A 23788-nucleotide genomic window follows, 5' to 3' on the forward strand; every position below is an offset into this window, starting at 1 on the left:
AAGATCTTTCTGTTTGTTACAATAGAAAAGGTAAGAAAGTGAAGGATGGAGGTGGCCGGCATGCTTGTGCGTTTGAACCAAGTGCTCGGCCGGATGATGCCGCTTATTACGCCCATTAGTGTGTTACTCGGTGTATTATTGTCGGCCTATTTAAAGGATTTTACGTTTATGGTGCCCTGGGTATTTGCCATGATGACATTTTCAGGGAGCTTGTCATCTACTTTTTCAGCTTTAAAGCATACGGTGATGCACCCATTGCCTTTGATTTTATCGTTTATGATTTTACATGTGCTGATGCCCCTTTATGCCTGGTCAGCAGGGCATTTGATATTTGCGGGTGATTCCATGACGATCACCGGTTTGACGCTTGCGATGGTGATTCCAACAGGTGTTTCTAGTTTAATATGGGCGGCGATGTATAAAGGGAATGTCGGGTTAACGTTATCCATCATTTTAATTGATACATTGCTTTCGCCATTGATTGTGCCAGCCAGCTTGTCACTCTTCGTCGGTACACAGGTCCATATGGACATGGTCGCAATCATGAAAGGGCTGTTTGGTATGGTGGTGCTGCCCTCTATTTTAGGGATGCTCGTTCGTCAGTATGCAAAGCCATCGGTGACGAAAATAATTGGTCAGACCCTGTCTCCTTTTTCAAAATTAGGCTTGTTTGTTGTCGTATCGATTAACAGTTCTGTTGTCGCCCCATATTTGCGTGAACTGGATGCTGCATTTTTTAGCAAAGCAGCGACTGTCTTTTTCATTGCGATGAGTGGGTATGCTTTTGCATGGTTGATTGGAAAGGTGATGAAATGTACTCAAGGGGAGATTGTGGCCATTGTGTATACGGGCGGAATGAGAAATATTAGTGCCGGAGCTGTGCTTGCTATTAGCTTTTTCCCGCCTGCTGTTGCTGTCCCTGTTGTGATTGGCATGCTATTTCAGCAAGTGCTTGCTGCCTTGTTTGGTTTCTTACTCAATCGTTTTGAGCTGAAGGCGCCTGCTGTGACTAAATCTTTATCATGAAAAGACCTCCATCTTATGAGATGGAGGTCTTTTTGCGAATTAATAGATGAGATATTTCTTGCGTTTCTTTTCGAACGTTTTGAGGTCGTGATGATAGCGCTTCATGATGTGTTTGACGGAAGTACCTTGATTGATTTCTTCTTTCATCCAACCATTTCCGATGAGTTTATCAAAGCTGCCTGTTTGAAGGAACTGAAAGTCTTTTGGATATAAATCATGTATTGCTTTGATGATGGATAACCCTGTTTTTACCGCTTCGAATGAAGAGCGGTCTGTGACGTATAGCTGCACACCGTGTGATAGCTTACCTGAATGTTTAGAAAAAGTGGGGGTGAATGATACTGGTCTAAATTGTACACCCTTTAGTTTTAACTGATTTAAATGATCTGCTAGCTCGCTGCTATTGATATATGGAGCGCCAATGAGCTCGAACGGTTTTGTTGTTCCTCTGCCTTCAGAGACATTTGTTCCTTCAATTAATCCTGTGGCGGGATATACAAAGGTACTATCCACTGTCGGCATGTTAGGTGAAGGAAGGACGAACGGCAGCTTCGTGTCATCAAACGTCATAGAACGCTTCCAATTTTTCATTTTTATGACTGTGACATCAGCATTGATATGAAACTCTTTGTTAAAGAATTTTGCTAGTTCACCAGTGGTCATCCCATGTCTTAATGGTATTGGATAGAGCCCTACAAATGAAGCGTGCTCAGGTTCTAAGACAGGGCCTTCTACTTTTAGTCCGCCAATGGGGTTTGGACGGTCTAGGACAACAAAGGGAATGTTGTTTTCTTTAGCGGCTTCCATCGCATAGGCCATCGTGTAAATATAAGTGTAATAACGAGCGCCAACATCTTGGATATCAAACAGCAAAACATCTACATCTTTAAGCATATCAGGCGTTGGTTTTTTTGTTTTTCCATAGAGAGAGTAAACAGGGAGACCCGTTTTTTCATCGGTATAGGATTCGACGCCTTCTCCTGCTTGTGCATCGCCGCGCACACCATGTTCAGGTCCATATAGAGCAGTAAGCTTGATATTTGGATGCTCAAATAGGAGATCGACACTGCTTTTCATATTTGCATCAATACCAGTTGGGTTCGTAATGAGGCCGACCCTTTTCCCTTTTAACCATGAAAGGTTGCCTGATAGTAGTGTTTCGATCCCTGTTTTGACTGTTGCTTTTTTTCCTTTTGTGTCTGTTCGTCCTTGCTCTGCAGGGGAGGCTGCGGTCAATGTGCTCATGATGAGAATGCTTGCGAGTATCAAGCTTGCTGTTTTTTTCAAGAGAATCCCTCCTATTTGATCTGTTTCCCTTTCAAGTTGAGTCCATAGCCGAATGGATACAGGGTTTGATTTGGATGAGTGACAGATGGGATATCCACAGGCAATTTGCCCTTAGGTGATGCAGCGCCAAATATCACTTTTAATCCAGCAGGAATATTTGGCTGATTGAATTGTCCGTTTGAGTAGCCTTTAAAACCGTAAACGGCTAGTAAGGCATCAGCCTCCTCAAAATTTGCCGCATCGTAAGGATTTCTTAGACTCATGATGACCATTTTTTTGTTTTGTGCTGCTGTTTCTTTCATGACAGCACGCGGGAAAGCAGTAGCCCACTTTTTCGGGTCCTGGACATTGTCATCAATCACACCATCATTCACAGCTGGGTCATTTTGGACAACGTAAGAGCCGGTAATCACATAGTCAGCATCTTGAATCAGTTTGGCTGTTTCTTTGGTGAAGGTCTTATCCGCAAACGCATATGATTGGATACGTACAGGCTTGATCTTTTTTTGTTTGATCAGAGAGTCAATTGTGACAGACATGGCTTTTGTCTGATCATCGTAAGGTGCCATGACCAAGATCTTGTTATTCTTTTTAGGCTTGAATGGTAAGGTCTTTTCGTTGTTTTTAAGCAGGGTGATCCCTTCACGTGCCATTTTTTGTTCTGCTTTCCGGTGCGACTTTTTCCCAACGACTTGAGTGGCTTTTTTGATTTTTTTCTCAAGGGTGATGGGTTTCTTGGAAGAAATGATGCCGCGTTTGATTTTCAATTGAAGAATTTTTTCGACAGATTGGTTGATTTGAGACATCGGAATTTCTTTCTTTACAATCGCCTTTTTTACAGCATTGAACACATTCTCTAGGTTTTTTTCTGTTTTTAGAGAGGTGACTGGTGCTGGCATAAGGGCGATGTCGACACCTGCCTTAATAGCCATCACCACGGCTTCTTCCTGCCCAAAGTTATCTGCAATCGCTTTCATATTTAGGGCGTCTGTTACCACAACACCTTGAAAGCCCATCTCTTCTTTTAATAAGTGTGTGATGACTTTTTTCGATAAGGTTGCTGGAACCATAATGTCCTCGCCATCTTTTTTGCTTTTGTACGTTGTGTGGTCAATGGCAGGGAATTGAACATGAGCGGTCATGACCATATCCGCACCAGCGTTGATGGCTTGTTGAAACGGATACAGCTCCACTTTTTTAAGACGATCTAGGTCATGTTCTACGAGCGGCAAGCCATAGTGACTATCGACGGCTGTATCACCATGTCCCGGGAAATGCTTTAGTGTGGAAATGGTCTTTTCCTTTTGAAGTCCTTTCATGGTTTGAAGGCCAAGCCTAGTGACAAGAGCAGGATCAGAGCTAAAGGAACGGACACCAATGACGGGGTTGTTTGGATTATTATTCACATCAAGCACAGGAGAGAAGTTTGTATTGATCCCTAGTGCGTTTAGTTCTTTGCCGATGATTTTGCCTGTGTCGTATGCATTTTTCTTACTTCTAGAGGCACCAATCGACATATTTCCTGGGAAATGTGTTCCCTTTTGTAATCTTGTGACGATTCCACCTTCTTGATCAATTGAAATGAGTAATGGAATGTTCGGTGATGCTTTTTGAAATTCATGGGTGAGTTTGACGGTTTGTTTCGTATCAACGATATTCTCCGCAAATAAGATGACACCGCCTAGATGATATTTTTCAACAAGATGGGACACTTCTTTATTCATCTTTGTTAAGCCTGTAGGTGCAGATTCATCTTTTGTTTGCCAATTGCGAAAGTCTGGCATGAGCATTTGACCTATCTTTTCATCCAGGGACATGTCTTGCACCATTTGTTTTGCGGTTGGAAGAGGGGCAGAGCTAACCTTTTCCGTTGGAATGGAAGAGGTTAGCAGAGCTAAAACTAGAGCAGCGGGGAAAAGAGCTTTTAACATCGAATTCCTCCTTTTACTTAAAAGATTCGTAGATTGCGGTCATGATGCTTCCATAAGTACCAGTTGGGAAAAGGTCACCTTCAAATTGATTTGGGTTGGTTTCAGGTGAAACGACAGGCGAATGTTTCTTATTTGTCAGCAAGATGATACCTAGATTATGTTTTGGATCAATCAATGTCATGGTTCCGGTCCAGCCAGTATGTCCATAGGCTTCGTTACTTGCATATTTTCCAAACATCCATTCCATGTCAGTATGACCGTTTTTACGCCAGCCTAGCCCGTAAGTTGGGTTTGTATCAGAAGAGGCTGTAAAGAGATCGATAGAAGCTTGATCAAAGATGGTTTTTTTTCCATAGCCTCCTTTGTTCAGCATGAGCTGGAGCAGCACGGCCATATCTGACATGTTAGAGAAAAGTCCGGCATGACCAGAGATACCTGCCATTGAGTAATATGCTTTCTCATCGTGGACTTCGCCTAGCAGGGTGTACCTGCGAATGTTTTCAAAATTAATGACACCATCTCGCGAATTACCTAAACGTTCGGTTGCTGCAAAATGCTTCGGTTTAAATCCTTTTTGCAGTGGATTGAACATTGTATGTTTGAGACCTAGCGGCCGATAGATCGTCGACTCTACATATTGATCAAGAGGCATACCTGTTTTTTTCTCAATGATCATGCCTAACAGCATGTAATCAATGTCACTATAAATGTGCTGGGTGCCTGGTTTGTATTGCAGCGGCACCTTCGGCAGCCATTTCATCGTTGTCTTTCTATCTTGAGAGAAAAAGGTGCCGGCTGCTTCTTTGCTATAAAATAAGACACTGGAAGGGAGCCCGGCAGAATGGGTCAGAAGATCTTTTACACGGAGCTGTTCTTTGCCGGTTACCTTTGCATCTGGTTCATCTTTAAAATCTGGCAGGATGGATTGTATTTTTTCGTTCACATCCAGTTTTTTCTCGTAGACGAGCTTTTGCAGGGCATAGTTGGTCGCATACATTTTGGTGTTGGATGCTAAGTCGAACAGTGTATTCTTTTTCATTTTCATATATGATTTGAGTTCGGTTGTACCTTCGTATTTTTGCCGGTAGCCATAGGCTTTTTGATGGACGATTTTTCCGTCTTTGATAATGATGAGTGCGCCTCCTGGAAATCCTGCTTTGATATCGTTTTGAATCATGTGATCAACCTTCCTAAGCTGCCTGGAAGAAAAACCAACTTGTTCCGGTCGTTTTGCCTTTTTTAAGACGGGGTATTCTTCAGGTGCTGTTTTAGACAAAGACGATACAGGATGGGAGCTAGTTGCAAATGTTTGTGCTGGTAATCCAAGGAGCATGAGCAGACTTGTTATTAAGAGAAAGTATTTCTTCAAGAGTTAGACCTCCTATTGCTTATTTTTCCTCAAATTCAACAGCCATATCATCATGAAAACCAAATAAGTATGTGAAAATAAATCCAGCGACATATGCAATAAAGAGTCCGATTAAGTAAAGAAGCATTTGATGTGTGTGAACAATAAAGGTTAATGGGAGACCTGATACACCAATCGCCTTCGTTGCAATTTGGAAGTAGGCTTGAAATGCGCCGCCGATTCCAGCGCCAAGACAAGCAGTGAGAAATGGCCGTCCCAGCGGGAGTGTAACACCGAAAATGAGTGGTTCACCAATGCCGAGCATCCCTGAAGGAAGTCCACCTGCGATGGCTCTTTTGAGTTTTTTCTTTTTTGTTTTCATATAAATGGCGAATGCCGCACCGACCTGTCCTGCACCGCCCATAGCGAGGATTGGCAAAAGCGGGTCATCTCCAATGGAATTAATGAGTTCCATATGAATTGGTGTCAGTCCTTGGTGAAGTCCTGTCACAACAAGTGGAAGGAAGGTCGCACCAAGAACAAATCCAGCGAAGATTCCGCCCATATTTAATAGATAAGTTAATCCTGAGGTGATGGCATCAGATATAAATCCGCCGACTGGCATGAAGACAACGTACGTAAAAATGCCTGTAATGAGTAGTGTGATGGTTGGTGTGACGATGATATCAAGTGATTGCGGGACGAAGCGTCTAATTCGGGTTTCCACAAGTGCCATAAAGATGGCGGCTAGAAGAACACCGATGAGCCCGCCTCTGCCTGGTAGAATATTTGTGCCAAATAACATAATGTCTGCGGAGGCTGGGTTAATAATGAGGATACCAGCTAATGCGCCTAATGCAGGAGAGCCTCCAAACTCCTTTGCGGCATTTGATCCGACTAAAATACCGAGATATGCGAACAAGCCTGAACCAATAACGGTTAAAATGATCGCTGCTTGAGACTTTTCATCGAGCCAGCCTGCTTGCACGATTGCTTTCGTAATCCCTGTAATAAGACCTGATGCAACGAGTGCCGGAATGATAGGAATAAAGATGCTGGCAATCCGTCGTAAGAACAGCTTGAACGGTGTGCGGTTCTTTTGTGAAATGGCTTGCTTGTTTTTTTGTGCTTCATTGTTTAAATCATAAGAGCCAGAGGCATTTAGCAGCTGTTCAAACGCACTTGATACTTGGTTGACAACACCTGTACCTAAAATGATTTGAAGCGTTTCTGCCTCGACGACACCTATGACGCCATCGAGTTCTTTGATTTTTGTGATGTGAACTTGTTCATTGTCAATCGGTGTAATTCGGAGACGCGTCATACAATGTGTATGGGAAGAGATGTTTTCAGAACCACCACAGAGAGAAAGAATGTCTTTCGCCAACTGCTGATATTTCGTTTGATGACTCATGTTGAATCCCCCTTTGATTTTCGTTTCATGGAGCGGATGGCATGTCTTGTCTTGTCAATATATTGCGCTGTCTCTTCATATTGACGGGAAGCTAAGCTGAGGAACAAGACATCAATTAAGTAGAGCTGTGCCATTCTAGAGGAAGTGGCTGCACTGCGAAAAGGTGCTTCATTGGAACCGGACGTCGATAGGTGAACATCACTTAAGGCAGAAACGCTTGTTTGACCAGGATGCGTTAAGGCAATGGTTTTCACTTGATTGTCTTTTGCGAGCTGAAGGGCTTGAATGATGTCTAACGTTTCTCCTGAAAAGGATATACCGAACACGATGTCATTCTTTCCTGCATTTGCGATGACCGTTGATGCGATGTGCATGTCAGTGAAGGCAGTCGCAGCATAATTGATTCTGAGAAATTTCTGCTGGGCATCCGCTGCCACGATGCCAGATGCACCGACGCCGATAAAATGGATTTGGTTTGCATGCAGCAGTAATTGAACAGCTTTTTCTAATGCATCTGCATTTAAAATAGAAGCGGTGTCCTTAATCGATTGAATCGAGTTTCCTGCTGTTTTTTGAATAATGGATTGAATCGGTTCATCTTGTTCGATATCACGGTAGCCTTGTTTATCGTTATGCATCAAGTCTCCAGCGATTCGCATTTTTAAATCGTGATAGCCATCTAGCCCGAGAGATTTACAAAGGCGGATGACTGCAGAGCTGCTTGCTCCGGCTGCCTGGCTGATCTCGTGTACTGTGCTTTTAATGACTTTGTCAGGATGGGCAAGGATATAGTCTGCAATGATTTTTTCAGATTGGGGGAGCTTTGCTTTCATTGTGTGTAGTAGGGTGAGTCCACCTGCTGACATGAGCTCTGCCTCCTTTAGGATTGATGATGAGAGATGGCTTTGTCGATATGGCCATTCGTTTTGTTGAGTAAATCCTTGGCTGTTTTTTTGTCTGTGTTTGTTTGAAGCATGACGATGGCGGTTTTGACTTCTAAGTCTGCCGCTTCAAGGGTTTTCACAGCTTGTTCGTAGGAAGCGTTTGTCACATGTTGAATGATGGTGATGGCGCGTTCTTTTAATTTATGATTGCTGACTTTTACATCAACCATCAGGTTTTCATATACTTTACCTTGTCTGATCATGACAGAGGTGGAAAGCATATTTAAAATCATTTTATGAGCGGATGCGGCTTTCATTCGTGTTGACCCAGTGATGGCTTCTGGTCCTACAATGACTTCAATGGCGCAGTCTGCCAGCTCGCTAATTTCTGCTTGTTCATTGCAGCTGAGGGCTACTGTTTTTGCGCCGATGAATTTAGCGTAGTTTAAAGCGCCGATGATGTAGGGTGTCCTGCCGCTGGCGGCGATACCGACGACCGTATCTTTTGATGTCAGGTGAATGTGTACTAAATCCTGTTTGCCGGCTTCTTCACTGTCTTCCACATCTTCGGCAGCATGTGAAAAAGCAGAGTCTCCGCCTGCCATGATGCCTATAATCACATCAGGTGAGACGCTATAGGTAGGGGGACATTCAACAGCATCCATCACGCCAAGTCTGCCGCTTGTCCCGGCCCCTAAATAAACGAGTCTGCCTCCATTTGAGATGGATTGATAGGCGAAGTCACTTGCTGTTTTGACATGTGGTAGCACACGGTTGACTGCTTGAGCGACCTTCATATCTTCTTCATTAATCATTTGGAGCATTTCGAGTGGATCTGCTTGTGATATTCCCATTGTGTTAGGATTTCTTGATTCTGTTGTCAAAGAACGCAATTGAGATGGCTGCATGCGACATTCCTCCTTATTTCTTCATTTTCAGTATATTCAGTATGATATGAAATTTCAACATTATATTTAAATACTGAAATTATATTTCAAACAAAAAAGTGGTTCTAATTGGAGATGAATAGACAGAAAATAAAAAAAATAAAAATCCCCTTTACAAAAGGGGGACAACCTGTATATAATAACTTTTGTCAGCTTCACGGAAACAGCAAACTTGACAAACTGGCCCGTTGGTCAAGCGGTTAAGACACCGCCCTTTCACGGCGGTAACACGGGTTCGAATCCCGTACGGGTCACCATGATGTGGAGGATTAGCTCAGCTGGGAGAGCATCTGCCTTACAAGCAGAGGGTCGGCGGTTCGAGCCCGTCATCCTCCACCATATGCCGGTGTAGCTCAACTGGTAGAGCAACTGACTTGTAATCAGTAGGTTGGGGGTTCAAGTCCTCTTGCCGGCACTGTTTTTTCTTTATCAATTCCATATGTGGAGGGGTAGCGAAGTGGCTAAACGCGGCGGACTGTAAATCCGCTCCCTCCGGGTTCGGCGGTTCGAATCCGCCCCCCTCCACCATTTTTGGGCTATAGCCAAGCGGTAAGGCAACGGACTTTGACTCCGTCATGCGTTGGTTCGAATCCAGCTAGCCCAGTTAAGACACCTTTTTCAAAAAGGTGTCTTTTTTTATGTTGGCAGACGGAATGTATAACTATTCAAAATATTGTTGAGTTGAGTCAGAAGGCATCGAGAAAGTAAAATATAAGCATGAACGGAAAGGGGATGTACATATGGGAGATCAAAAGAAGGTCACGATTGTCGGAGTTCCGATGGATTTGGGTCAAATGAGAAGGGGCGTCGATATGGGACCGAGTGCCATTCGGTGTGCAGGCGTAAAAGAAAAATTGGAATCGCTTTCATTTGATGTGGAGGATCTCGGCGATATTTTGGTTGAACAAAGAGATGATGAGAAAGGTTTATATACAAGTGAAAAGCTAAAAAATTTAACGGAGAATGCTGGTGCGAATCAGCTGCTAGCTGAGAAGGTTGACAGTATTGTGCAATCAGGCTCATTCCCGCTCATTTTAGGCGGTGATCACAGCATTGCGATAGGAACACTTGCGGGGGTAGCCAAGCATTATGAAAACTTAGGTGCCATTTGGTATGATGCACACGGTGATTTAAATACAGAGGAAACCTCTCCTTCTGGAAATATACATGGTATGCCGCTTGCAGTCAGTCTCGGCCTTGGGCATGCTGATTTAACGAACATTGGTGGTTATTCCCCTAAATTGAAGCCTGAGAATGTTGTTATAATTGGTGCTCGATCCTTAGATGAAGGAGAGCGGGCATTGATTAGAGAGAAAGGCATTAAAGTGTATACGATGCATGAAATAGATCGTTTAGGGATGACAAGGGTGATGGAGGAAGCCATTTCATATTTAAAGGAAAGAACAGATGGTGTCCACCTGTCGCTTGATTTAGATGGACTAGATCCAGCGGAGTGCCCTGGTGTAGGAACTCCTGTGGCGGGCGGCATTAGCTACCGGGAGAGTCATCTTGCCATGGAACTTTTAGAGGAAGCGGGTATTTTGACTTCAGCTGAATTTGTTGAGGTGAATCCGGTTTTGGATGAAAAAAATAAAACAGCCGAGGCAGCTGTTGCGTTGATTGGTTCGTTAATGGGCGAAAAGCTATTGTAGAGCGGGACTTGTTCCCGTTCTTTTTTGTTTTGGAGAAATTTAAGGATATATTAAGGTTTTTACCGGTGGATATGCGTAACACGCTGTCAAAAATTTGTTACACTATTTTTTAGAGGAGAATGAAACCTTTTGGAAAGAGATTCGTATACATAAAGACCGGTGAAGGCAGAGGTTGAATATACTATGGACACAATGATTAAAAAGAGAATTAAGCAATTGAAAAAAGGCGACCAGAACGCATTTGCAGACATCGTAGACCTGTATAAAGACAAAATTTATCAGCTGTGCTATCGTATGCTTGGGAATGCACACGAAGCAGAGGATATTGCACAGGAGGCGTTTATTCGTGCCTATGTGAATATTGAAAGCTTTGATGTGAATCGTAAGTTTTCTACGTGGCTGTACCGCATTGCAACCAACCTGACCATCGATCGTATTCGCAAAAAAAAGCCGGATTATTATTTAGATGCAGAGGTGGCAGGAACAGAAGGATTGAATATGTATTCTCAAATTGCTGCTGATGGCATTTTGCCAGAGGAAGAGGTGGTGTCTCTTGAATTATCGAGTACCATTCAGCAAAAAATTCTAAGATTACCCGATAAATATCGTTCGGTCATCGTATTAAAGTATATTGATGAACTCTCGTTAAAAGAAATTAGCGAGATTCTGAATATACCCGTTGGTACGGTGAAAACGAGAATACACAGGGGTAGAGAGGCTCTCCGGAAACAGTTGAGAGACCTTTGAGTGAGGTGATTTTGATGAGCTGTCAGGAAAAAATCGTCCTGCTTATGCATCAGTATTTAGACGGGGACATTGAGCCCCAAGACGAAAAAGAATTAAAAAGCCATCTGCAATCGTGTGAGGAGTGCCGTACTCATTTTCAACAAATTGAGAAATCCATCGCGCTTGTGCAGAGTACATCTCATATAGAAGCACCATCTGATTTCACTGCAAAGGTGATGGCAGGTCTTCCAAAGGAAAAAAAGCGTGTGTCGATTCAAAGATGGATCAAAGCTCATCCGCTGATGGTGGCCGCTGCCCTCTTTCTCATTTTGATGGGAGGCAGTCTGTTTACAAGCTGGAATACCGATCATAATTTCAGTGTGTCAAAACAGCCGAATCTCGTCGTTGTAAATGATACAGTGACCGTACCTAAAGGGGAAACCGTAAAAGGTGATGTCACTGTCAAAAATGGCAAGCTGATTGTAGAAGGCAAGGTTGATGGAAATGTCACCGTCGTCAATGGGGAACAGCTGACTGCTTCTGCCGGACAAGTCACTGGTCAAATTAATGAAATTAATGAAGTGTTTGATTGGATTTGGTACAAAATGAAATCCACAGCACAAAATGTGATGCGGGTCATTGGACCAGAGGAGCAAAAGTAATCATACGGGTCGAGAGCAGTCTCTTTATGGGGCTGCTCTTTTTCTATATTATAGGTCAGAATGTATGCGAACTAGCACGCCAGCCATATATGGCAACTGTTTTCCTTGCTGAAACAAAATGTGGTATAATAGCCACGCTATGTATTTACACATAGTCTCTTTTTTTATTAAAAATGCATCAAACGAAGAATAACTGAAAATTCTGGAGGACGAGGAAATGGCTTTAGGGGATATTCCTTTTTTGCAGTACCTCGGTAATGCTGTTGATGTTCTCGTTGTTTGGTATGTGATATATAAATTAATGATGGTCATCCGCGGAACAAAAGCGGTTCAGCTTTTAAAGGGAATTGTGGTCATTGTTCTTGTCAGGATGGGAAGTGCGTATCTCGGTCTTAACACACTTCAATGGCTGATGGATCAAGCGATTACGTGGGGATTCCTTGCGATCATTATTATTTTTCAGCCAGAGCTAAGGAGAGCGCTTGAGCAGCTTGGGCGCGGCCGTTTCTTCTCAAGAAGCGGGACACCTATAGAGGAACAGCAGCAGAAAACGATCGAGGCAATTACAAAAGCAATTAAATATATGGCAAAACGCAGAATCGGCGCGCTGCTGACAATTGAGCGTGATACTGGGATGAATGATTACATAGAGACTGGAATTCCTTTGAATGCAAAGGTGAGTTCAGAGCTGCTCATTAATATTTTCATTCCAAATACACCGCTTCATGACGGTGCTGTCATTATGAAGCGTGATGAGATTGCAGCTGCGGCTTGTTATTTACCGCTGTCAGAAAGTCCTTTTATCTCTAAGGAACTGGGGACGCGTCACCGGGCGGCAGTCGGAATTAGTGAAGTGACAGACAGCTTAACCGTCATCGTTTCTGAAGAGACAGGCGGCATTTCTGTCGCAAGAAATGGTGATCTCCACCGAGAATTGACAGAAGAAGCGCTTGAAGAAATGCTGATTGCTGAATTTAGTAAGAACAGCAAAGATGCTTCCTCGACCAAATGGTATTGGAGGGGCAAGAAAAATGGATAAGATTTTGAATAATCGCTGGGCCGTAAAGCTTCTTGCATTGGTCTTCGCTTTATTGCTGTATGGTGCAGTCAATTCAGCGCAAGCGCCCACGCCGAAAAAAATCGGTGAATCCTTTTTCCCAACATCGACGACAGATGAAGCAACCTTAACCGACATTCCTGTTAAAGCGTATTATGACGACGAGAAGTACGTCGTCACTGGTGTGCCGCAGACAGTCAATGTGACGATTAAAGGGTCAACAAGTGCTGTGAAAACAGCAAGACAAACAAAGAATTTTGAAATATACGCAGATATGCAGAATTTATCGACAGGTACACATAAAGTGGAGCTGAAGGCAAGAGATGTATCAAAGGGACTCACACTATCGATCAATCCGTCTGTGACGACGGTGACGATACAAGAAAAAACAACAGCTGAATTTCCTGTTGAAACCGAATTTTATAATCAAAATAAAATCAAAGACGGCTATTCACCTGAACAGCCTATTGTGAATCCGAAAAAAGTCACAGTCACTGGTTCAAAGGACGTGATCGACAAAATTTCTGTCATTAAAGCATTTGTGAACCTAGAGGATGTCGATCAGCAAATTGAAAAGGAAGCGAAGCTCACTGTGTATGATAGCAGCGGGAATGAGCTGCCAGTCGAATTGAGTCCGTCTGTGGTGAATATTACAGTTCCCATCTCAAGTCCAAGCAAAAAGGTTCCGTTTAAAATAGAGCGGACTGGCAGTTTGCCGGATGGGATCAGTATCTCAAGTATTGAGACAAGCCCGAGTGAGGTCACAGTGTACGGCTCTCAAAAAGTGCTGGATTCGCTTGATTTTATTGATGGCGTCAAGCTGGACCTAAGCAAGATCAAAGATGATACGGAGATTGATGCCGACATTCCCCTGCCAGATGGTGTGAAAAAGGTATCGCCCGAAACCGTCAAGATCAAAGTGAAGGTTGCAACAGCGCAAGAAAAAAAGATCGATAATGTACCAATTTCTGTCGTAGGTCTGAGCAAGGATCTCACCTCTGATTTTGTGAGCCCATCTTCTGGACGACTCACGTTAACAGCAAAGGGATCAAAGAGTGCGATTGATAAACTAAAGGCTTCAGATGTTGAAGCCTATATCAATGTTGGGGACTTGAACGAAGGAACACATGAGGTCACCATTCAAGTGAACGGTCCTCAAAATGTGACGTGGACATTATCGAGATCAAAAGTCAAAGTGAAACTGACTTCTACTGAGACAGAAGATCAGCCAGCGTCTACGAATGATCGGAAGGATCCATCTTCTGATGACGATGATCAGGATGAGAAGAGTAAAGAAGAATCCACGCAAGATAAAGCAAAGAAAGAATCAAGTCAAAGACAGCGGATCAAAGAAGATAAAAAAGAGGACGAAGCGTCCTCTTGAATGGTAAAAAAGGAGCGATTGAAACATGGGCAAGTACTTTGGAACTGATGGTGTAAGGGGTGTGGCGAATAGCGAATTAACGCCAGAGCTCGCATTTAAAATTGGGAGATTTGGCGGCTATGTGCTCACGAAGGATAAAGAACGTCCAAAGGTACTCGTTGGACGAGACACACGTGTATCCGGTCATATGCTAGAAGGAGCGCTCGTTGCAGGCTTACTTTCAATTGGCGCTGAAGTGATGCGTCTAGGTGTGATCTCAACACCTGGTGTGTCTTATTTAACGAAGGCAATGGATGCAGAAGCGGGTGTCATGATTTCTGCTTCTCACAACCCAGTTCAAGACAACGGAATTAAATTCTTCGGCGGTGACGGCTTTAAGCTGTCTGATGAACAGGAGAATGAAATTGAGCAGCTGATGGATCAGCCGGTCGATCAATTGCCACGCCCAGTTGGAGCGGATCTTGGAACGATGAATGACTACTTTGAAGGAGGTCAGAAATACTTGCAATTCTTGAAGCAGACAGCGGACGAGGATTTCACAGGTATTCACGTGGCGCTTGACTGTGCTCACGGTGCAACCTCTTCTCTAGCGACACATTTATTTGCGGATTTAGATGCAGATGTGTCCACAATGGGAACATCACCAAACGGATTGAATATCAATGATGGTGTCGGCTCAACTCATCCAGAGGCACTTTCTGCTTTTGTGAAGGAGAAGGGTGCAGATATTGGTCTTGCGTTTGATGGTGACGGAGACCGTTTAATTGCTGTCGATGAAAAAGGTGATATTGTAGACGGCGATCAAATTATGTACATATGTGCACGTTATTTGAAGGGTGAAGGCCGATTAAAGGATGACACCGTCGTGTCCACGGTCATGAGTAACCTAGGCTTCTATAAAGCGCTGGAGAAACAAGGCATTAAGAGCATCCAAACCGCTGTTGGTGACCGCTATGTGGTTGAAGCGATGAAAAAGGATGGCTATAATGTCGGCGGTGAGCAATCAGGCCATTTGATTTTCCTTGATTACAATACGACAGGTGATGGCATGCTTTCTGCGATCATGCTTGTCAATACACTCAAAGCAACAGGAAAAACATTGTCAGAGCTTGCAGCTGAAATGGAAAAATTCCCTCAGCTTCTAGTGAATGTGAAAGTGTCTGATAAATATAAAGTAGAAGAAAATGAAAAAGTAAAAGCAGTGATTCAAGAGGTCGAAAAAGAGATGAACGGTGATGGCCGTATTCTTGTTCGTCCATCTGGAACAGAGCCGCTTGTACGCGTGATGGCAGAGGCGAAAACAAAAGAGCTGTGTGATGAATATGTGACTCGAATTACCGCTGTTGTGAAAGAGGAAATGGGTATCGAGTAATAGATGAAAGCAAATCGCCAGCGGCGGTTTGCTTTTTTTTCGAATAAACGTCATAAATGGATGGATTTGTACGAATCTTATAAGCGAAGGCAATTTATTGCTGCCTTCATACATAGGAGAGCACATCAAAGGTAGAACGTGACAAGCCTCATCGCATATAGTGTATGGAGGTCTCACTTTCTTGAGCGGGATCACCCGCTAAATTGTGATTGACGGAGGTCAGACCTTATAGTACAATCATCCTTGTGTTACTGGATTTTTATTCTATCAGGAAAGGCAGGGTAGATGTTCAGCAACTCTCTTATAATTATAGCGCCCGAACTAAGCGATCGGACGAAAGATGCTTAGTTGACGAGGATGGAGGTTATCGAATTTTCGGCGGATGCCTCCCGGCTGATCAAAAAAGAGATCACAGCCGTAAGTGTTTCTTTAAAGCAAAGAGGTGACTCTTTGTACAAAGGGAATACACATGATCTCCCAAATTAAACATGTAGAGAGGGACGAAGAAATGTCCCTTCTATTTTAGTAGGCTTTCTTTGTCCCTTTCACATGATCGGGAGGAAGAATATTTATGTGTGGAATCGTAGGTTATATTGGTCAGAATGATGCGAAGGAAATCTTATTAAAGGGTTTAGAGAAGCTTGAGTACCGCGGGTATGACTCAGCAGGAATCGCTGTGGCAAACGAAGAAGGCGTGCATGTGTTCAAAGAAAAAGGACGTATCGCTGAGCTTCGTGAAGTTGTTGATGCAAATGTAGCATCTTCAGCAGGAATCGGACATACACGCTGGGCAACACACGGTGTACCAAGCCATCTAAATGCGCATCCGCATCAAAGTGCTTCTGGCCGTTTTACGCTTGTTCATAACGGTGTCATCGAGAACTATGTACAATTGACACGCGAATATTTACAAGACGTCACACTAAAAAGCGACACAGATACAGAGGTTGTTGTTCAAGTTATCGAACAATTTGTGGACAGAGGTCTTGATACAGAGGAAGCTTTCCGTCAAACGCTTCTTCAACTAAAAGGCTCTTACGCAATTGCCCTTTTCGATAACGAAAACAAAGAAACAATCTATGTGGCGAAAAACAAAAGCCCATTATTGGTTGGTTTCGGAGAAGATTTCAACGTTGTCGCTTCTGACGCAATGGCGATGCTTCAAGTAACAAACGAATATGCGGAATTAATGGATAAAGAAATGGTCATTGTCACAAAAGACGAGGTGATCATCAAAAACCTTGACGGTGATATCATGACACGTCCTTCTTATATCGCTGAGCTAGATGCAAGCGACATCGAGAAAGGCACATATCCTCACTACATGTTAAAAGAAACGGATGAGCAGCCGCTTGTCATGCGCAAAATCATCCAAGAATATCAAGACGAAAACGTCAAGCTGTCAGTCGCTGGCGATATTGCAAGTGCAGTAGCAGAAGCAGACCGCATTTACATTGTGGCTTGTGGAACGAGCTACCATGCTGGACTTGTCGGTAAACAATATATTGAAGACTGGGCGAAAGTACCTGTAGAAGTCCATGTAGCAAGTGAATTCTCTTACAACATGCCGCTTCTATCGAAAAAACCGTTGTTCATCTTCCTTTCTCAATCTGGGGAGACTGCGGACAGCCGTGCTGTACTCGTTCAAGTCAAAGAGCTTGGTCATAAAGCATTAACGATCACAAACGTACCAGGTTCAACGCTTTCTCGTGAAGCGGACTTCACATTGCTTCTTCATGCAGGACCAGAAATCGCAGTGGCTTCAACAAAAGCTTACACAGCACAAATCGCTGTTCTTGCGATCCTTGCATCAGTTGCAGCCGAATTAAATGGTCAATCTCTTGACTTTGATCTTGTGAAAGAGCTTGGTATTGTAGCAAATGCAATGGAAGCCCTTGTCGATCAAAAGGATGAAATGGAACAAATCGCTCGTGACTTCTTCACAGTGACACGTAACGCATTCTTTATCGGAAGAGGACTTGACTACTATGTGTGCCTTGAAGGTTCACTAAAACTAAAAGAGATCTCTTACATCCAAGCAGAAGGCTTTGCTGGCGGAGAACTCAAACACGGCACCATTGCTTTAATTGAAGAAGGCACACCGGTCATTGCCCTTGCAACGCAAGAGCACGTGAACCTCAGCATTCGCGGTAACGTCAAAGAAGTCGTTGCACGCGGTGCAAACCCATGTGTCATCTCACTAAAAGGCCTAGAAGACGAAGGCGACCGTTTCGTCCTTCCAGCTGTACACCCAGCACTTGCACCACTTGCATCTGTTGTCCCATTACAGCTCATCGCTTATTACGCAGCACTTCACCGCGGGTGTGATGTGGATAAACCACGTAACCTTGCGAAGAGTGTGACGGTGGAGTAGGGTTTAAATTAATTCAGACTTTTGATACCCCTTTAGATATAATTATCTAAAGGGGTATTTTGTGTCTAAAGAGCTAAATAAAATGAAAGATAGATTCGATAAGATCGTACATGTTCAAGGGAGCGGAATCATTATGAGTGAATATTTAAAAAAGGAAAAATGGGGAATTACTTTTTTCTTAATCATTTATATCGCATTATTTATTAGCTCTTATTTGTTGATTGGTGGTCCTGCTACCGTCGAAGGACCGATTTGTGTATTTCTAGGATTCTGTTTCGTTCAATTTCTTAAATATAGATCTTTCAAAAAAGATGCAGGTAATAAAAAGGAAATAGGCATACTAAGAGAGCGGCATCTAGAGAAGGCCATACAGCTTGAATATTTAAAAAAGAAAGAGAGAAAATCACATGACCAAACCTAAAATCTATACAATGAGCTTCGCAAAAGTCTATCCTCTTTATATCGCAAAGGCAGAGAGAAAGGGACGAACGAAGGCTGAAGTTGATACGATTATTTGTTGGTTAACGGGGTACAGTCCAGAAGAGCTGCAGGAACAGGTGGATAAACAGATAGACGTTGAAACCTTCTTTGCTGAGGCTCCTGAGCTTCATCCTTCCCGCAGCTTAATCAAAGGAGTCATCTGTGGTGTTCGAGTAGAAGACATTGAGGAAGAAACCATGAAAAACATTCGGTATCTAGATAAGCTGATTGATGAGTTAGCGAAAGGAAAGACGATGGAAAAGATTTTGCGAGATTCGTTATGACCATCACAAGCAAGCCCAGTGAACAACTTTCACTGGGCTTTTTTATATCTTATAGACCATTCGATCAATAAAAATAAAATCCATTTGAACGAATCCCCTCTTCATGTCGTCAAAAGAAGTGATATCAAAACAAATTGGTGTATGAAAAAGGAGTGGCGTGGATGGATATGAAGATGATTTTACCTCTCGTTTTGCTGCAAGCCATTTTAATGGTGATTGGTTTGTTTGATTTGCTGAAAAGAGATCCATCTAGGGTCAGAGGAGAGGTGAAGTGGGTTTGGGCTTTGGTGATTGTGTTTGTGGCGAGTGCCGGTCCTATTGCGTATTTCATTTTTGGTCGTAAACAATCTTAGTAGGGGGGATTTGCTTGAATATGCTGGAGTGTCAAGGGCTGACGAAATCGTATGGTCGGCATGAAGTTTTAAAAAACGTTTCGTTTTCTGTTGGGGAGGTCGGATGTGTAGGGTTTTTAGGAGCCAATGGAGCAGGTAAGACAACGACGATTCGGATTTTGACGGGGCTTGCTCGTCCTACGTCTGGCGTCGTGAAGGTGGCGGGTATGGATGTGACAAAGGACATGGATGACATTAGTCATGTGATTGGCTATTGTCCGCAGCAGCCTGCATTTTATCAGGATATGACAGGTCAGGAGTGGATGCATTGGGTTGGCGGGTTATTTCAATTAGAGAAAAACATCATTCGCTCCAAAACTGAGGAGCTGTTGAAGCTTTGCCGTGTGTATGAGGCGAAGGATCGTGCCATTGGCAGCTATAGTGGAGGAATGAAGCAGAGGCTCGCCATTGCACAGGCGCTCATCAACAGCCCAAAGGTTCTTATTCTAGATGAACCTGTGTCCGCACTTGATCCGATGGGGAGAAAAGACGTCCTGACTTTGATTGAGCGTTTAAAGCATGAGATGTTGATCTTTATGTCGACCCATATTTTAGATGACATTGAAAGGGTGGCGGATCATATTATCATGATCAACAGCGGAAAAATTGAAATGTCCTCTTCCATGAAACAGATCAAAGAAGACTATATTCAGCCAGTGATTGAATTTCAATTAGAACAAAAGAATACGAAATTAGTGGCGTTGTTAAAAGAGCAGGATTGGATGGAGGAATGCATTGAGGCAGGGGACGGTTATCAGGTGCGAGTGAACGATCAACAAATGGCGTTGAAGGAGCTGCCTGGTCTCATCTCTGAAACTGGCGGTGTTCTCCTCCATTATCGACTATCTAAGCTGACGCTTGAAGATATTTTCATGAAGGTTGTGAATGCATGATGATGCTGAAAAAGGAATTTAGGGAGTTATTCACTAGTTATAAAATTTTATTTGTGCCGATCATTTTTACGATTTTAATGATCACACAGCCTATTACGCTCAAAATGCTGCCGGATCTTTTATCGAAATCAGCTAATTTACCTGAAGGGTCCACATTTTATATACCAGAGCCTAGCGCTGGTGAGGCTTTAGCGAGTGCATTGAGTAAGTTCGATTCGCTTGGCGTTTTTATTCTCATTATGATCGTGATGGGGACGATTGCGGGAGAGCGTGCCTCTGGGGTGACGGCGATGATTATGGTGAAGCCGATCAGTCGAATGAGTTATTATGTCTCAAAAATATGCGCCTATGCTGGTTTGACCTTGTTTAGTTTGGTGGTGGCAGTGCTTGCCTCCGTTTATTATGTGGACATCCAATTTGGGCATGTGAATTGGGTCAATGTGGTAAAAGGAACACTTCTTTATTATCCAAATTTATTGCTGATTGTGGTATCGACCATTTGTGCTTCGGCGTTCTTTACGCGTTCCGTCACAGCCGGCGGTGTATCGCTTGTGATCAACCTTATTCTATTTACCGTTCCTTCATTTTATGAGGATACATTAGGGAAGTTTGCGCCTAAAGGCGTGACAAGTGCGGCCGAGGAGATGATTCATAGAGGGACTTATTCGGATCAGGCGCTTACAAGCTTTCTAGGTGTATCGGTATTGATTGGTTTCTTTTTTCTCATCGGATGGTTTCTTTTTAGAAAACAAGAATTATAGAATGCTGTTGCGATTGCTTCTTCAGGTTTACTATGAGCATAAAAATCTGAATACGGTAGAAAGTTTGATATGATGGATAAAAATTGACTGTATTTTCAGAAAAGGAGTTTTTATTCATGAGAACATCACGTAATCCTGATACCATTCACCCGCCAGTCGCACCATATACCCATCAAATAGAGACAACTGAACCACAGCGGTGGTTAACCCTATCAGGTCAAGTGGGAATGGAGGCGGATGGAACAATCCCAGAGAGCCCGTTGGAGCAGCTCGAACTAGCGTTAGAGAATGTGAAACGAAACGTAGAAGCGGCAGATATGGCCGTGGAAGATATAACGAAACTAGTATTTTATCTCGTGGGAGAGTTCGATGCTGAGTGTAGAAAACGAATCATGGGGCAGTTCTTAGGTGATCATCTGCCTTGTATGACGATGATTTATGTAGTTGCCTTGGCTTCTCCTGCTTTGAAGGTAGAGGTGGATGCTTGGGCGTGTCAGGAGATGGGTTTGGGTGATGGGGCGGTTTGAGGGAATAACTGTTTAATAGATAAAGGATTAGGATACTGTCGCCTAATCTTTTTTTATTTTGTACATGATATATTTTCTTAATCCGTTGTACATAGAATAGATTACCTCATTCCTATTACCTTGTTATTCTCTATATGGTAATATTAGGGTAAGTGGTTAGTGGGTCTAATGACATTCGCTTTTCATCTTATAACACACCATAGATAAGCATACATCACTCTAATACAAGGGAGAGATTCGATGCCATTCATGGAGGTTCAGAATATAAGCAAACGATACAGTAATGGTGATGGGATAGAGGGCCTGTCATTTTCCATAGAAGCAGGAGAAGTTGTGGCACTGCTTGGGCCTAATGGCGCCGGGAAGACGACAACGATTCGGTGTTTAACGGGTCTATATAAACCAGATGGAGGGGAAATTCTCATTGAGGGTTTCCCGCCTGGTCATTCCCATGTCCAAAAACAAGTAGCTCTTATTCCTGATCAGCCGTATTTGTATCCAGACTTAACGGCTGCTGAACATGTTCAATTCCGTGCTCGTGGATATCATAAAGGCTTAAAACAGATCAAGGAAAAGGTACATGAAGCGTTGAAAGAAGTACATATGGAAAAGAAGATGAACGAACTGTGCGGAAGGCTGTCAAGAGGCCAAAAGCAGCGTGTCGTCTTAGCAGGGGCCATTGTTCAAGATGCCTCCCTTTTTATATTAGATGAACCGACTGTTGGGTTAGATATTCCGTCAAAACAGTGGCTGTCGGATTGGCTGAGACAAAAAAGCAGTCAAGGTGGGGCGGTCTTTGTCTCGACTCATAGTCTAGAGTTCGTTCTTGATACGGCCAGCAGGGTGGTATTGATTCGAGACGGTGCCATCATGAAGAATATGGATGTTCCTCAATTAAAGGAAGAACAGATTGAGTGGAGGGCAGAAGTCATTCAACTTCTGGGGGAGTGGTCAAGTGAATAACACACTCTCCCTTTTATGGATGAAATCTCAAAGGCGCTTGATCAGTAAAAATCAAGAAAAGAAAATGCCTTTTGTGATCTTACTTCTTTTCATTGCGGCAATTGGTTTTCAGCTAAGCGCAGTTTCAAGTATGGGTGATTGGAATACGGTTGCAGCTGGATGGATCATTGTCTGCTTGTTTGTTCTCTATATGGGGTTTGGCTTGTTTACAAATCGGCTGCCTAGTCAAATGAACGATATCATTTGGTTATATGGAAATGGCGCTTCTCTATGGACAGTTGTCATCAGTGTATGGTTGTATCACATTTTTTGGCGAGGGGCTCTTCTCATTGTCTCTGCTGTGGCTGCGGATCTTCTTCTTTTTTTTATGGCGCAGCAGTACCCGTTTCTGCTTGGAAAATCACTCATCCTGACAGGGCTGTTATGTTTGGTCGAAACTTGGATGATTGCGGTGTCTTGTGCTAGAACCATTCGAGTATACAAGCGCCTGCTCATACTCGGTTTTGTATTGATGTTTTGCTTCTTTGCACTGCTTGTTTTGAATCAATTCATGATGAAACAGCCCTTCTTGATGAACATTGCTGATTCTTTGATGTTTCAAGCTGGACGTATGATCGAAGAGTTCTCCATTCTTTCTTTCTTCATCTTTATTGGAGTAATGTTCCTATCTTTCCTGATGATGTACAAGGCTAGTCATCGTTTAGAGATGAAGGAGTCTTTAGTCAAGGAGGCAGTATTTTGGGAGGAATTTGAGGGGAAACATATTCAATCAAGTCCAATTGTTCAAAAAAAGGGCAAGACGTGGTGGGGGCTTCCGTCATTAACGGGCAGCTGGGCTTTTCTTTGGATTGAATTATTGCTGCTAAAAAAGTATGCGACCTTCCATTTGTTATCTACCATGCTGTTAATTGGTACTTACTATGTCGTCCTTACTTATTTTTCAGATTGGCTGAATCTATTCTTAATCGTCATCGCTGCATCCGTTCTTTTTAGTTCATATTATGCGGGGATTGTAAGACACGCACAAACAGGAGTGCTCTATCTTTTTCCAGGCGCTTTATATCAAAAAATCATTCTGTTAGAAGTGTTTCAAACCTTTTGGCTGTATGCGTTCTACTTGATTTCACTTTATTTGGTTGAGATTCAGGATGTATTGTATTGGACCTTATTTGGTGGAGGAGTTTATATATGGTTTTTGGCCATACGGCTCTTTGCCTTTATGCAGCCTCTGAGACGAGAAAGAAGTTTTGCTTTGGCCGCCTATTATCGATCATTGCTATTTGCGTCTGTGTTCAGTGCTGTGGTCATTATTAGCATTCATCTGTTCACTGATGACTTGTTGACAGCAATTGTATCCCTAGTGGCTGGAGCTGTATTTTATGTGCTTTGTTATCGATACCGTGCGGTTCATTAAAAAGAGGAGT

Annotated in this window: 22 protein-coding genes and 5 tRNA genes; 21 read left to right on the plus strand and 6 right to left on the minus strand. The window is 43.1% G+C overall.

Annotation, left to right across the window (positions count from 1 at the left end; all coding sequences use genetic code 11):
* Nucleotides 1-60 precede the first annotated feature (60 nt).
* Nucleotides 61-1026, plus strand: coding sequence for a bile acid:sodium symporter family protein (locus tag MKZ03_RS01010; RefSeq protein ID WP_340974276.1), 966 nt, complete (start codon nt 61-63; stop codon nt 1024-1026).
* A gap of 39 nt (nt 1027-1065) precedes the next feature.
* Here the strand turns inward: MKZ03_RS01010 and MKZ03_RS01015 are convergent, their stop codons facing one another.
* Genes MKZ03_RS01015 through murQ form a run of 6 tightly spaced genes read right to left on the minus strand, consistent with a single transcriptional unit; the run spans nt 1066 to nt 8798 of the window.
* Nucleotides 1066-2313 (minus strand): exo-beta-N-acetylmuramidase NamZ family protein, encoded by a 1248-nt coding sequence (locus MKZ03_RS01015; protein WP_334750707.1) that lies wholly within the window; start codon nt 2311-2313, stop codon nt 1066-1068.
* A gap of 11 nt (nt 2314-2324) precedes the next feature.
* The gene (locus tag MKZ03_RS01020; protein WP_341030658.1) at nt 2325-4244 is read right to left on the minus strand and encodes a glycoside hydrolase family 3 protein; all 1920 of its coding nucleotides are present in this window, start codon (nt 4242-4244) and stop codon (nt 2325-2327) included.
* A 13-nt stretch (nt 4245-4257) separates the two neighbouring features.
* Entirely contained in the window at nt 4258-5613 is a 1356-nt protein-coding gene (gene pbp4b / locus MKZ03_RS01025; RefSeq protein WP_341030659.1) for a penicillin binding protein PBP4B, read from the minus strand.
* Nucleotides 5614-5632: 19 nt separating this feature from the next.
* On the minus strand, nt 5633-7006 hold the full coding sequence (locus MKZ03_RS01030) for a PTS transporter subunit EIIC (RefSeq protein ID WP_106031852.1): 1374 nt from the start codon (nt 7004-7006) through the stop codon (nt 5633-5635).
* A complete protein-coding gene (locus MKZ03_RS01035; RefSeq protein WP_034664434.1) occupies nt 7003-7872 on the minus strand; it encodes a MurR/RpiR family transcriptional regulator in 870 nt (289 codons plus the stop codon). The genes MKZ03_RS01030 and MKZ03_RS01035 overlap by 4 nt, the downstream gene beginning before the upstream one ends.
* Nucleotides 7873-7886: 14 nt before the next feature.
* On the minus strand, nt 7887-8798 hold the full coding sequence (gene murQ / locus MKZ03_RS01040) for an N-acetylmuramic acid 6-phosphate etherase (protein ID WP_340974285.1): 912 nt from the start codon (nt 8796-8798) through the stop codon (nt 7887-7889).
* A gap of 221 nt (nt 8799-9019) precedes the next feature.
* On the opposite strand from murQ, the gene MKZ03_RS01045 reads away from it, so the two are divergent.
* The 20 genes from MKZ03_RS01045 (at nt 9020) to skfF (ending at nt 23778) form a co-directional block, all read left to right on the plus strand.
* A tRNA-Glu gene (locus MKZ03_RS01045) sits at nt 9020-9094 on the plus strand.
* A 6-nt stretch (nt 9095-9100) separates the two neighbouring features.
* A tRNA-Val gene (locus tag MKZ03_RS01050) sits at nt 9101-9176 on the plus strand.
* Between the two features lie 3 nt (nt 9177-9179).
* A tRNA-Thr gene (locus tag MKZ03_RS01055) sits at nt 9180-9252 on the plus strand.
* 28 nt (nt 9253-9280) lie between these two features.
* A tRNA-Tyr gene (locus MKZ03_RS01060) sits at nt 9281-9365 on the plus strand.
* Nucleotides 9366-9369: 4 nt separating this feature from the next.
* A tRNA-Gln gene (locus MKZ03_RS01065) sits at nt 9370-9441 on the plus strand.
* Nucleotides 9442-9577: 136 nt separating this feature from the next.
* Nucleotides 9578-10489, plus strand: coding sequence for an arginase (rocF, locus tag MKZ03_RS01070; RefSeq protein ID WP_106031853.1), 912 nt, complete (start codon nt 9578-9580; stop codon nt 10487-10489).
* A 183-nt stretch (nt 10490-10672) separates the two neighbouring features.
* Complete coding sequence (sigW, locus tag MKZ03_RS01075) at nt 10673-11236, plus strand: RNA polymerase sigma factor SigW (protein WP_003217112.1); 564 nt, start codon at nt 10673-10675, stop codon at nt 11234-11236.
* Nucleotides 11237-11250: 14 nt separating this feature from the next.
* The gene (gene rsiW / locus MKZ03_RS01080; protein WP_307498880.1) at nt 11251-11877 is read left to right on the plus strand and encodes an anti-sigma-W factor RsiW; all 627 of its coding nucleotides are present in this window, start codon (nt 11251-11253) and stop codon (nt 11875-11877) included.
* A gap of 217 nt (nt 11878-12094) precedes the next feature.
* A complete protein-coding gene (gene cdaA, locus MKZ03_RS01085) occupies nt 12095-12916 on the plus strand; it encodes a diadenylate cyclase CdaA (RefSeq protein ID WP_060595397.1) in 822 nt (273 codons plus the stop codon).
* Nucleotides 12909-14318 (plus strand): CdaR family protein, encoded by a 1410-nt coding sequence (locus MKZ03_RS01090; RefSeq protein ID WP_060595398.1) that lies wholly within the window; start codon nt 12909-12911, stop codon nt 14316-14318. The genes cdaA and MKZ03_RS01090 overlap by 8 nt, the downstream gene beginning before the upstream one ends.
* A 25-nt stretch (nt 14319-14343) precedes the next feature.
* Nucleotides 14344-15690 carry a phosphoglucosamine mutase gene (gene glmM, locus MKZ03_RS01095; RefSeq protein ID WP_034664420.1) on the plus strand — a complete coding sequence of 449 codons (1347 nt, stop codon included), beginning with the start codon at nt 14344-14346 and terminating at the stop codon, nt 15688-15690.
* 571 nt (nt 15691-16261) lie between these two features.
* The gene (gene glmS, locus MKZ03_RS01100; protein ID WP_341030663.1) at nt 16262-18064 is read left to right on the plus strand and encodes a glutamine--fructose-6-phosphate transaminase (isomerizing); all 1803 of its coding nucleotides are present in this window, start codon (nt 16262-16264) and stop codon (nt 18062-18064) included.
* 61 nt (nt 18065-18125) lie between these two features.
* On the plus strand, nt 18126-18485 hold the full coding sequence (locus MKZ03_RS01105) for a hypothetical protein (RefSeq protein ID WP_106039403.1): 360 nt from the start codon (nt 18126-18128) through the stop codon (nt 18483-18485).
* Nucleotides 18472-18828, plus strand: coding sequence for a DUF2200 domain-containing protein (locus MKZ03_RS01110; RefSeq protein ID WP_307498882.1), 357 nt, complete (start codon nt 18472-18474; stop codon nt 18826-18828). Before MKZ03_RS01105 ends, MKZ03_RS01110 begins: the two co-directional genes overlap by 14 nt.
* A gap of 161 nt (nt 18829-18989) precedes the next feature.
* Complete coding sequence (locus tag MKZ03_RS01115; RefSeq protein ID WP_034664414.1) at nt 18990-19181, plus strand: PLD nuclease N-terminal domain-containing protein; 192 nt, start codon at nt 18990-18992, stop codon at nt 19179-19181.
* Between the two features lie 14 nt (nt 19182-19195).
* Entirely contained in the window at nt 19196-20113 is a 918-nt protein-coding gene (locus MKZ03_RS01120) for an ABC transporter ATP-binding protein (protein WP_106031866.1), read from the plus strand.
* The gene (locus MKZ03_RS01125; protein ID WP_307498884.1) at nt 20110-20874 is read left to right on the plus strand and encodes an ABC transporter permease; all 765 of its coding nucleotides are present in this window, start codon (nt 20110-20112) and stop codon (nt 20872-20874) included. The genes MKZ03_RS01120 and MKZ03_RS01125 overlap by 4 nt, the downstream gene beginning before the upstream one ends.
* A 116-nt stretch (nt 20875-20990) precedes the next feature.
* Nucleotides 20991-21401, plus strand: coding sequence for a RidA family protein (locus MKZ03_RS01130; protein ID WP_341030669.1), 411 nt, complete (start codon nt 20991-20993; stop codon nt 21399-21401).
* Nucleotides 21402-21641: 240 nt separating this feature from the next.
* Nucleotides 21642-22364 (plus strand): ABC transporter ATP-binding protein, encoded by a 723-nt coding sequence (locus tag MKZ03_RS01135; protein WP_307498886.1) that lies wholly within the window; start codon nt 21642-21644, stop codon nt 22362-22364.
* A complete protein-coding gene (gene skfF, locus MKZ03_RS01140) occupies nt 22357-23778 on the plus strand; it encodes a sporulation killing factor system integral membrane protein (RefSeq protein ID WP_341030671.1) in 1422 nt (473 codons plus the stop codon). The genes MKZ03_RS01135 and skfF overlap by 8 nt, the downstream gene beginning before the upstream one ends.
* Nucleotides 23779-23788: the final 10 nt, after the last annotated feature.

This window comes from Bacillus sp. FSL R5-0431 (assembly GCF_038002985.1).
Lineage (GTDB): Bacteria > Bacillota > Bacilli > Bacillales > Bacillaceae > Bacillus.